At 36.6% G+C, this 10,798-nt stretch carries 7 protein-coding genes and 1 pseudogene; 4 read left to right on the top strand and 4 right to left on the bottom strand.

Going from position 1 to position 10,798, the window contains the following annotated elements:
* The first annotated feature begins 409 nt into the window (after positions 1 to 409).
* Positions 410 to 547: a hypothetical protein gene (locus tag AFK68_RS37385; protein ID WP_168186660.1), complete on the top strand. Its 138-nt coding sequence runs from the start codon at positions 410 to 412 to the stop codon at positions 545 to 547.
* A gap of 683 nt (positions 548 to 1,230) precedes the next feature.
* Positions 1,231 to 3,261 (top strand): NAD(P)/FAD-dependent oxidoreductase, encoded by a 2,031-nt coding sequence (locus AFK68_RS25900; RefSeq protein ID WP_094676312.1) that lies wholly within the window; start codon positions 1,231 to 1,233, stop codon positions 3,259 to 3,261.
* Between the two features lie 949 nt (positions 3,262 to 4,210).
* Here the strand turns inward: AFK68_RS25900 and AFK68_RS25890 are convergent.
* On the bottom strand, positions 4,211 to 5,008 hold the full coding sequence (locus AFK68_RS25890; protein ID WP_143438266.1) for an alpha/beta hydrolase: 798 nt from the start codon (positions 5,006 to 5,008) through the stop codon (positions 4,211 to 4,213).
* Between the two features lie 443 nt (positions 5,009 to 5,451).
* On the opposite strand from AFK68_RS25890, the gene AFK68_RS25885 reads away from it, so the two are divergent.
* Both AFK68_RS25885 and AFK68_RS25880 read left to right on the top strand, forming a co-directional pair.
* Complete coding sequence (locus AFK68_RS25885; RefSeq protein ID WP_094676306.1) at positions 5,452 to 6,777, top strand: four-carbon acid sugar kinase family protein; 1,326 nt, start codon at positions 5,452 to 5,454, stop codon at positions 6,775 to 6,777.
* Between the two features lie 197 nt (positions 6,778 to 6,974).
* On the top strand, positions 6,975 to 7,547 hold the full coding sequence (locus tag AFK68_RS25880; RefSeq protein ID WP_094676304.1) for a transposase: 573 nt from the start codon (positions 6,975 to 6,977) through the stop codon (positions 7,545 to 7,547).
* 105 nt (positions 7,548 to 7,652) lie between these two features.
* On the opposite strand, the gene AFK68_RS25875 is transcribed toward AFK68_RS25880, so the two are convergent.
* From AFK68_RS25875 to AFK68_RS25865, 3 genes and pseudogenes are all read right to left on the bottom strand, one after another.
* Positions 7,653 to 8,417, bottom strand: a complete 765-nt coding sequence (locus AFK68_RS25875) for an aldo/keto reductase (RefSeq protein ID WP_210407629.1) — start codon at positions 8,415 to 8,417, stop codon at positions 7,653 to 7,655.
* A gap of 313 nt (positions 8,418 to 8,730) precedes the next feature.
* Positions 8,731 to 9,303, bottom strand: a complete 573-nt coding sequence (locus AFK68_RS46495; RefSeq protein WP_371357562.1) for a hypothetical protein — start codon at positions 9,301 to 9,303, stop codon at positions 8,731 to 8,733.
* Between the two features lie 575 nt (positions 9,304 to 9,878).
* Positions 9,879 to 10,334, bottom strand: a pseudogene (locus AFK68_RS25865) (hypothetical protein); the annotation flags it as partial.
* Positions 10,335 to 10,798: the final 464 nt, after the last annotated feature.

Here is a 10,798-nt window from a genome sequence, read left to right as displayed (position 1 = left end):
GAGTCAGGAGTCAGGAGTCAGAATTAATAAGTTTTATCTACTTTTTTGTACCTTAAATTATCTTTTTATTCAAATATAACTCCCCTATAAAATCTTTTAATCCTGCTTATTATTCGTAACATTCTTTTTTTACACTTGGTATAAATCCTTTTATTTCAAGAGAAAAAAGAAGAAAAAAATCCTTTTAGGCAATCCTTATATTACAGAAGAGGTAATTATTAATTATTCATTGTTAATTATTAATTATTGAAACACCCTCTCCAAAAAATCGGGTTTATTACACTGGTTGATAAACCCGGTTTCTGTGTAAGTCCTGTTGACTAATCAGTAGTTTAAATCATATATCCTGTTTGTGAATATAATTGACATGATTTGATATTTTATAATTTATTTTTTTCAGGAGGATAAAATGATGGCTCAAGTAATTGATAAAGGAGAAATTATTTTAGGTAAAATTAAAAATTCAACGCAAAAAAAACAGCAGGAATTGTTAGATTTTATTGATTTTTTGGAGTTTAAGCTACAAAAGCAAGGAAAAAAAAAGTAGATAAAAAACTAATTTATGCCTCTGAAGCTGCCAAATAGTTTGCAGGATATGTTGATGGTAGACCAGGCGAATTTGCTACTAATAAGAAGTATTTAACAAGTCATAATTGGAAATAAAAAAAGGTACTAAAAGGTACTATTACATACTGCTCGCTTCATAGCTTTTCTCAAAAATAGAGAATATTTTTATCGCCCAAAACAAATTAATTTTGTACCTCACTCAGAAATGGGGATTATTGTATAGGAATCCTAAATATAGAGTTTCTGAATGGGATGTGAACATTGAATTGCTAGCAAAAGGAGTCAGGAGTCAGAAGTCAGGAGGAGAGAATACAGAAGTTTTTTTTAGGAAAAAAACGATAATTTTAGTTTAAAACTCATCTGGAAACACTATAGATTGTAACATTTTACCAAATAATTAATAATTATTAATTATTAATTAAATACCTTGGTTAAAAGCATCCCCCCGATATGGAAAAAAAAGTGCTAGGATATTTCCTTATTTGAATCAAGGTAAGTTTTCACTCACACCCAGAGATAATTATCCATTATCCATTATCAATTAATGAACCTAGGGGTTTGGTCTCTAAACCCAACTTAGGAGTTTTTGCCATAAACTGTTAAAATACTATTTTTGATATTTATCAATTTAAACCAAAAAGTTAATTCCCTGGATAGAACTAGATGAAACAAATCCTCTACCTAGAAGTACCAACACCAGATACAAAAACTGTTTGCCAATGGTTACAATCTCAATTTAAACCTGGTTTCGGCGAAAAATTTATAACTCCAGATGGTTTTATTGTCAAATTTTCTGAAGACCCTACTAAGGAAATATCTGTATTTGTATGGTCATTACAACGCACTACCTATCTAAAAGTATTTGCACAAGGAAATATATCTTCAATACAACAAAAATTTACCTCAAATTTAACTACTAATTTACGAAAAGAATTTCCTCTAAATTATCCAGAACCTCCCACTATCGATCTATCAAATCAGTCAATTTTTACAGCATTAGAATCTGATTATCCTCTGACAGTCAAATACTTTCAAAAAATGCCTAGAGGAGAGTATGACCTCAACCGTTTATATTGGTGGGAAAAACGTTGGCGAGAATCAGTTAAAAATCCTCAAAAACCCAAACAGGTACTTTGGAAAAAAGAGTCTGGAACAAATAATAATTCAGTAGAATATGACTTAATTTATGTTGGTGGCGCTCTGGGAAGTATTCATTCAGCAATCATGGCAAAACTCGGATATAAAGTATTATTATTAGAACGTTTGCCTTTCGGTAAAATGAATCGAGAATGGAATATTTCCCGGTCTGAAATTCAGGGTTTAATTGACTTAGGTTTATTTACTAATGTAGAAGTAGAAAATTTAATTGCCAGAGAATATAAAGATGGATTTAACAAATTTTTTGATGCTAATAATCCTGAATTTTGTAAAGCAAAAATTCTCCATACTCCCACAGTTTTAAATCTGGCATTAGATTCAGAAAAATTACTAAGTTTATGTGGAAAAAAACTACAAGAAGCTGGAGGAAAAATTGTCGATGAAACAGAATTTATTAAAGCTGACATAGAACCAGAAAAAGTGGTAATTTACACTCAAAAGCTATCTACCAAAACTGAACAAATTTTCTGTGGGCGTTTGTTAGTAGATGCGATGGGTACTGCTTCTCCTATTGCTTGGCAATTAAATGGTAAACGTGCTTTTGATAGTGTTTGTCCGACAGTCGGAGCAGTAATTGATGGTGGATTTGAAGAAGGTGTTTGGGATTCTGATTATGGAGATGTTTTAAATAGTCATGGGGATATTTCTCGCGGTAGACAATTAATTTGGGAATTGTTTCCTGGTGCAGGTAATGAGTTAACATTTTATCTATTTCATTACCATCAAGTTCATCCTGAAAATCCAGGTTCTCTGTTAGAAATGTATGAGGATTTTTTCACTATTTTGCCAGAATATCGACGCTGTGACATGGATAAATTAGTATGGAAAAAGCCAACTTTTGGTTATATTCCCGGGCATTTTAGTATTAAAGGTAGCGATCGCCAAGTTGCTTTTGACCGTCTAGTTTGTATTGGTGATGCTGCCTCTCTTCAGTCTCCTTTAGTATTTACTGGTTTTGGTTCTTTGGTGAGAAATTTACCTCGTTTAACTGAACTTTTAGATACTGCTTTAAAATATGATTTACTCAGCGCTGAAAACTTAAATAAAATTCGTGCTTATCAAGGCAATATTGCGATTACTTGGTTATTTTCTAAAGGTATGATGGTACCTACAGGTAAGTTTTTACCTCCCCAAAAAATTAATTCTATTTTGAATACATTTTTTGGATTATTAGCAGAGTCACCTCCAGAAGTAGCAGAAACTTTTATTAAAGATAGAGCTGATTGGTGGATATTTACAAAATTAGCTCTTAAAGCAGCCAGAATAAATCCTTATCTTTTATTATGGATTCTCGATTTTATTAATTTCCAGGAAATATTACTTTGGACGATAAGTTACATCAATTTTACCTTGTTTAGTTTGGTAAGTTGGTTATTAGGATGGTTCCCTAGTTTTGCTCGTTGGATTCAACCTTGGTTAGAACCTCGTTATCCTGGTTTATGGTTTTGGATATTAGCTAATAGTTATGCTTTAACTTATAACGTTGGTCAACCACAGATGAATTTCAAATTACAAAAGTCATTTCAGTCTAGTTGAATAATTAGACTTTAGTGAAAGGAAGGCAAAAGGAAGAAGTTTTGTAAGCATTTCCTGCAGAATGCTGCGCATTTCCTGACGGAATGCTCCGCAAACATGTCGCGCAGCGAAGCAAGCGAAACAGCTATTAGCGGTCAGCTCATCCTAGGTCATGCTACGCAAACAGCTTTTTTAATGAATTAAGCAAGAATTCGTTTAACTTATACTATATTTTCAACCCATAAATTGAAGGAATTGAACGAATAGTTTGAGTTTTCAACCCATATAATTCAAGGGGTTGAAAGCTGAAAGCTGACGGCTGAATGCTTACGAAGTTTTTTTTCTCATTTTGACTTTATCAAACTATAAACTGGGTTTATTAGTAGAAATAAAAGTTAATTCTGGCGAGTAATATAAACCCAGTTTATTATATAGCAATCCCTGCATAGGTTGTGATAAATTAAAAAGTAGATAAAAAAATTGAAACTATTACCAGATGAGCTGTAGCAATAGTGCCTCTTGCCTAAAAAGCAGTAAGATTTTTGCCACAAATATGCGGAGGATTGCTATAGTTTCTTATTTTGACCTTATCAAACTATAAACTGGGTTTATTAGTACAAATAAAAGTTAATTCTGGCGAGTAATATCAACCTGGTTTCTTGTAGAGAAATTATTTCAAAATAGAGTTTTTTTTCTGCAAATTATGATTTAACTTACCCAATTATTAATGATTAATTATTAATAATTAAATAATTCGCGCCTTGAAGCCTCCCCTTGGATAGGGGAAAAAAAGAAATGATATTTCCCGATATTCAATCAAGAACGGTTTTAACCAGAGGTAATTATCAATTATCCATTATCAATTATCCATTATCCATTATCCATTATCCATTATCCATTATCCATTATCAATTATCCATTATCCATTATCAATTATCCATTATCAATTATCAATTAATGAACTTGCAATTTATAACAATTGAGTTATGCGATCGATAATTTGTCGTTGAATGTAAGCATCCGTCGGCATCAGGTTATGATAAAGACCCTTCTTTTTTTGACCATTAGAACCACCTGGCCAGGGTTCGTATCCAGGACAATCAACATCCCAAGAGCTACAAGCAACTTTAATAGCGGAACCATCTACTCTTCTGGCAATATTCTGTTGTTGTTGGTCGCAAGTTTGAGCGCGACAATTCTGCACCGCTCCACCTACAAGCCGATCAAAAGGCACTAAGTTATCTGTATTAAGTGGATTTCTTTGCCACCTGTTAAAGAAATAGTCAACATTTGGAGGTACTCTACCATGTTTAATGGGTTTCCTGAACCCCCCAGCCGCAATTGGATCGATAACACCTAAAAAAAGAATTCTTCTTTTTATTCTCGGTGCAAGACTGAGTAAAGAATCCCCACCGAAGCTATGTCCGATTAAAATTAACGGTCGATTTGAGTCCAGTTGATTATTGATAAAGTCTTGTGCCTCTCTAAGAAAATGCTTGTCACTTGAGAGGTAACTTTGTTGACCAGCGCCGTCTCTAAAACTGTCCCAAGGAACATAGCGAATTTCAGCACCCATATTTTGCAAAGCTTTTTGCACATCGTTCATACCCCAAGCACAGCAGTTGCCATAGCCGTTGACAAAAACGGCGTAAGGACGTTGGGAAGTTGACTGCGCTTGAACTTTTTTAGATGGGAACGATACCCATACTGATGAAATGACGAGGGTTACTCCCAAACTCAGGGACGCGAACATTTTGGAAAATTTCATCTTTAATTATCTATAGTTTTTGTATTAGGACTTACGCAGGCAAACCCACCAAATCCGGTTTTTCCTAAATATTTATTGTCAAAAACAATGATTTACCCTAGAAACCGTGTTTCTTTGCCTAACTCCTGATGATATATAGCAACAGCCAGGGCGATTAGGACATAGACTGATGATGAATCTTAGACTAGGGAACAGTTGGAAAAGTGTTCCCAGTTAAGTGTTCCCTGTTCCCTGCTATAATCAATCATTACACAAATAGTTGACAGTTGCACTAACTCACTAGAAGATAAGAATATAGCAATTCCCAGGTTAGTGAGGTACAGTTATAGAGATTCCCCCTAAACCCCTGTGAAAATGGGATTCAGAGGTATCGTTTAGATGTAGCTCACCAGGTTGAAAACTGCTATATTCCCAAATTTACTATTTCCCATTTAACCAAAAATATGACTACTAACAAACCCAAAATTATTGTTATAGATGACGATCCCACAGGTTCCCAAACTGTTCATAGTTGCCTACTCCTAACTAAGTGGGATGTAGAAACCCTAAAATTAGGATTACTTGATGAATCTCCTATATTTTTTATCCTCTCTAATACTCGCGCTCTGACTCCCGAACAAGCAGCAACTGTGACGCGAGAAGTCACACAAAATCTGACAGAGGCGATCGCTCAAGCAAATATTCAAGATTTTCTGGTTGTCAGTCGTTCTGACTCGACTCTACGGGGTCACTACCCCATAGAAACGGATGTTATTGCCGGAGAACTTGGTCAGTTTGATGCTCATTTCTTAGTTCCCGCATTTTTTGAAGGAGGAAGAGTCACCCGTGACAGCATCCACTATTTAATGGTTGATGGTGTAGAAACCCCAGTTCACGAAACAGAATTTGCCAAAGATTCTGTATTTGGATACAGTTATAGTTATTTGCCTGATTATGTGGAGGAGAAAACTAAAGGGCAGATAAAAGCGGAAACTGTAGAAAGATTTACCCTTGATGATATTCGTTCTGGCAGTTTAGAACGTTTACTGAAGTTGACTGGCAACCAATGTGGAGTTGTGGATGGAGAAACTCAAGCTGACTTAGATAGTTTTGCCAAGGATCTATTGGCAGCAGCAAGTCAAGGTAAAAAGTTTCTGTTGCGGAGCGCTGCCAGTATTTTAACTTCCCTGGCTGCTTTAGGTCCTCAACCTGTAGCTGCGGAGGAAATGAGACAATATGTTAGGAGTGGGAAACCAGGTGCAATTATTGTGGGTTCCCACGTTAAGAAGTCTACTCAACAGTTGGAAAGGTTGTTGCAGGAATCTGATGTAGTTGGTGTAGAAGTGGATGTGTCTCATTTAGTTGAAGACTCTCCAGAGCAAAGAGCAACTTTACTCAAAAATATTCTGGAAAAAGTTTATGCTGTTCATGCAGAAGGGAAAACACCAGTCGTTTATACCAGTCGCGAGGAGTTGACTTTTGAAAATGTGCAGGTGCGTTTAGAGTTTGGTGTAGCAGTTTCAGAATTATTAATGGATATTGTTCGGGGTTTGCCGGAGGATATCGGATTTTTAATCAGTAAAGGTGGAATTACTTCTAATGATACTGTGAGTAAAGGTTTAGCTTTGACTACTGCCAGGTTGTTAGGTCAGGTTTTAGCAGGTTGTTCGATGGTGCGAACTCCTACAGACCATCCTCAGTTTCCTGAGTTACCTGTGGTGTTGTTTCCAGGGAATGTTGGGGATGTGGATGGGTTAGTGACAGTTTATCGGCGTTTGAGTAGGAGGTAGTCCTAGAAACCTAAAACCAGAAACCGGGTTTATTGTTATACTTAAAACTTAACCCAAGTCATTCAGATAAACCCGGTTTCTTGTAATCCTGGAAACCTAAAACCAGAAACCGGGTTTATTGTTATACTTAAAACTTAACCCAAGTCATTCAGATAAACCCGGTTTCTTAAGCTTAAACCTGTTTTACATACCTGCCTATGCCTTATCGAGAAATTATCTTCAAAACAGGCGAATATTACCATATTTATAATCGTGGAAATAATCGCCAAAATATATTCTTTGAACGTGAAAATTATCTTTATTTTTTACGTCAAATGCGTAGGTATTTAATTGCTGAAACTCTCGATATTATTGTATATTGTTTAATGCCCAACCATTATCATTTATTAGTATGTCTAAAAAACAATAATGTCTCAAATGTGATGCAAGCATTTACCCTTTCCTATACAAAAGCAATTAACAACCGCTATCAAAGAACAGGTTCACTATTTCAAGGGCGATTTCAAGCTATCCATATTGATCGAGATGAATATCTATTACATCTGTTTCAATATATTCATCTTAATCCTGTCAAAGCTGACTTAGTAAAGCATCCTAAAGATTGGGAATTTTCTAGTTACCAAGACTATATTGGATTACGAAAAGGAACTCTGCCAAATATTAGCATTTTTCAAAAGCAATTTAACTGTATTGATGAATATCAAAAATTTATACAATTGAACTCAAAGTGTTTGCTAACTAAGATTCAGCATTTGATGTTTGATGAATAGTTGTAGACAAATAAACGTTGTAGACTCAAACTAGAAACCGGGTTTATTCATAGATTTAAGATTAACCAGGTAACTGAGATAAACCCGGTTTCTTAAACCAAAAAATTAGCAATGCTGTGGATGTGTTGCGTAATTCTCCTCAAACCCGTTAAGCTGTTGAATGACTTCTGTCGGCAGTATAATTTCTCTAGCCTCCAAGTTGGCTTGCAAATGCTCTCGTTTCGTACTTCGTGGGATAGTAACAAATCCTTTATTGACAGACCAAGCCAAAAGTAGTTGAGCTGGCGTACATCCACATTGATCTGCCATAGTAATTAACTCAGGAGTGTCTAACTTTTGCCCCTTAACTAAGGGAGAATGGGCTACAATTTTTATTCCCTGACTATGACAATAACTAACAAGTTCTTTTCGTTGCAGGAATGGCGAAATTTCAAATTGATTCCATTTTGGAGGAGAATTTTTGAGCAGTTGTAAATGCTGAATATTAAAATTGCTGACACCAATATCCCCTATCTCTTCCCATTCTCTTATTTCCAGCATTACTTCCCAAGCAGATAGTGGATCTGCTCCAGGTGCGTGTAACAGAAGTAAATCTATAGTCCCCAACTTTTCTAAAGATTGTCTGGCTGCATCTCGAATACGACCAGACAATATAGCTTTCAAAGGAATTTTCGAGGTAATAAATATTTCCTCTCTTGGTATATCAGATTCGGCGATCGCCCTCGCCACCTCTCCTTCATTTTTATAGAGGGCAGCAGTATCTATATGTCTGTATCCCATTTCAAATGCCATTCGGCAAGTTGAGTATGTTTTTTCGTACAGACGGTAAGTGCCTAAACCAATTAGACTAGCTGAATCTATAGAAGTCATATCATGTCCGGTAGCATCGGTATTGTATAGCAAAGGTAGGGAACACTTAACATAAAACAGGCAATAGTGAGGAAGAAGCTTTAAGAGAAGGAAAAACTTTATATGGCGGTAGATATTTTCCCAACTTTTACACGCTCCGATACCAACGGACATGATATCATTTGCTAATTTTATCAGGGACTAGATTTTTGAGGCACGAAGTCGTTTGTAGATATAGAAAATACACTGAAAAGATGGAAAAATCCAATACACCCCATCTCCCCATCACACCATCTATTTTTCACTCTTATCCCAAATAGGTTCTATAGTGGCTTTAAACACAGATATGACAATCTTTCATGTTATTGCGATAGATACTGTCGATAAAACGAATTTGGTCTGAATGTTTAATCTCTCGTTTGAGACTGCTATGAAATTCCTGCACCGACATTCCTAGTTGCTCCTGAATATTTCTTGCCAAAAGACAACGTATACGAACTTCTAATTCCTGGGGAAGTTGAGAACGGAATTGCTGGTATTGTAAGTCTAGAAGTGTATGATTTTCTTCAAGAGCATTAGCAATAATCTCAAAACCTCCTTCTCGGATATTAGTATCCGCAAGACCGAGAATTTTTACAGTATTATTGGTGCGGATAAAATCTGCAATAAGCTCTGCACCACATCCATCAAAATAATTGGGTAATTCTCCTAGATCGGAAGTTGATTTGTACAACCCAATACCCAAATAAACTAACTCAGACAAAGTATTACACTTTTCCAGCAATACTTTCAGACCAGCATTTTGAATTCGATTAGACGATAAATCTAATTTACTCAAGTAAGAATAACCTGCCACAGCATTTGCGATTAGCTCTGTACCTCCATCCCCCAAACGATTAATCGCCATAAACAGTCCAGTTAATCCCTTCCGGTTTTCGGACTTCATATATTCAAAATAGTCAGCAATGTAACTAGCACCAGTCTCACTAATTCCATTGGCATCAATATATAACGTTCGGAGAGTATGATTTTTCCGCAGACTTTCAAATAAGACTTTAACTCCTTCATCCAACATCCCCACATTTACCAAATCCAATGTCTGAAGACTCGTATTTTGCTCCAGCATCTTCGCAATATGAGCTACACCCTCAGCTTTAAGAGGATTACGCTTTAGCCAGAGAGATTCTGCATGGCGATCGCTCGCTAAAGCATCAGCAAGTTCTCCCGCTCCTTTCTCCGTCAGGCAATTTCCAGCCAAATAGTAGGTTTTAATCTGCGGTGTGTAGCCATGGCTAGCGAGGGAAGTTATTTGACTCGCCCCCTCATCTCCGACAATATTATTACCCAGCGGTGTGTAGCCATGGCTAGCGAGGGAAGCTATTTGACTCGCCTCCTCATCTCCGACAATATTATTACCCAGCGGTGTATAGCCATGGCTAGCGAGGGAAGCTATTTGACTCGCCCCCTCATCTCCGACAATANGACAATATTATTACCCAGCGGTGTATAGCCATGGCTAGCGAGGGAAGCTATTTGACTCGCCCCCTCATCTCCGACAATATTATTACCCAAGAGAAAATGCTCTACATAAGGATTTTCCCGAATAGACTCAACTAAGTTGCCGATATAAAGCTCGCCGACAACCTGCTTACACATATCTATGCGTCCATCGTCGTAATAAGCTCCACGGGTAAACTCTTGGCAGGGTCGATCTGCTGGTTGTCCTTTCTTCATGTAGGTAAAAAAGGGTTCCAGTTCTTGATATGGAGCCACTTCTACTGGCATAGGTTTAGGATTTAGGATCGAATCCGAAAGTGGTGCGGAAAGGAGTTGCTCGAATATATCACGACCACCAAACATTCTTGCTTGTCGGTAACGATCAACTTGCAAATTCTTAGCATTGGTTTCAGCTACTTGGCATTTGTAGGCTCGACGCAACTTAGCAAGTAAGCGCCCGTAAGCAATATAACTGGCTATTCGGTCTTCATCCTTTGCTGGGAATAGTTGCCGGGCTAACTTATGTCCTAAACCCGAACGTTTATCTTCACCACTATCGATCCGAGGAATCTTCAGTGCAATATCACTTACCTGTTCTCCCTCAGATNGAATAGTTGCCGGGCTAACTTATGTCCTAAACCCGAACGTTTATCTTCACCACTATCGATCCGAGGAATCTTCAGTGCAATATCACTTACCTGTTCTCCCTCAGATAAACGCTTTTCATCCTCGTGAATTTGGTTGATGATGGTTTGTATATTTATATCGCTTGTATTATCAATCATGTCATTTCAATTATCAAGTATCAATACCTCTTGTAATAGGGAGGCAATATGGACAGATTTTTTTTGTATTTTTATTGTAACATAAAGTAATCATATTAGCATAAAATAATAAAATAAAAT

Source organism: Hydrocoleum sp. CS-953, assembly GCF_002260545.1.
Classification (GTDB): Bacteria; Cyanobacteriota; Cyanobacteriia; order Cyanobacteriales; family Microcoleaceae; genus Trichodesmium.
This window is presented reverse-complemented; position numbering and strand designations above follow the sequence as displayed.

Excerpts from the sequence above, each read along its gene's own strand:
- AFK68_RS37385 (WP_168186660.1), top strand. The coding sequence starts at position 410 with ATGATGGCTCAAGTAATTGATAAAGGAGAAATTATTTTAGGTAAAATT.
- AFK68_RS25900 (WP_094676312.1), top strand. The coding sequence starts at position 1,231 with ATGAAACAAATCCTCTACCTAGAAGTACCAACACCAGATACAAAAACT.
- AFK68_RS25890 (WP_143438266.1), bottom strand. The coding sequence starts at position 5,008 with ATGAAATTTTCCAAAATGTTCGCGTCCCTGAGTTTGGGAGTAACCCTC.
- AFK68_RS25885 (WP_094676306.1), top strand. The coding sequence starts at position 5,452 with ATGACTACTAACAAACCCAAAATTATTGTTATAGATGACGATCCCACA.
- AFK68_RS25880 (WP_094676304.1), top strand. The coding sequence starts at position 6,975 with ATGCCTTATCGAGAAATTATCTTCAAAACAGGCGAATATTACCATATT.
- AFK68_RS25875 (WP_210407629.1), bottom strand. The coding sequence starts at position 8,417 with ATGACTTCTATAGATTCAGCTAGTCTAATTGGTTTAGGCACTTACCGT.
- AFK68_RS46495 (WP_371357562.1), bottom strand. The coding sequence starts at position 9,303 with ATGGCGATTAATCGTTTGGGGGATGGAGGTACAGAGCTAATCGCAAAT.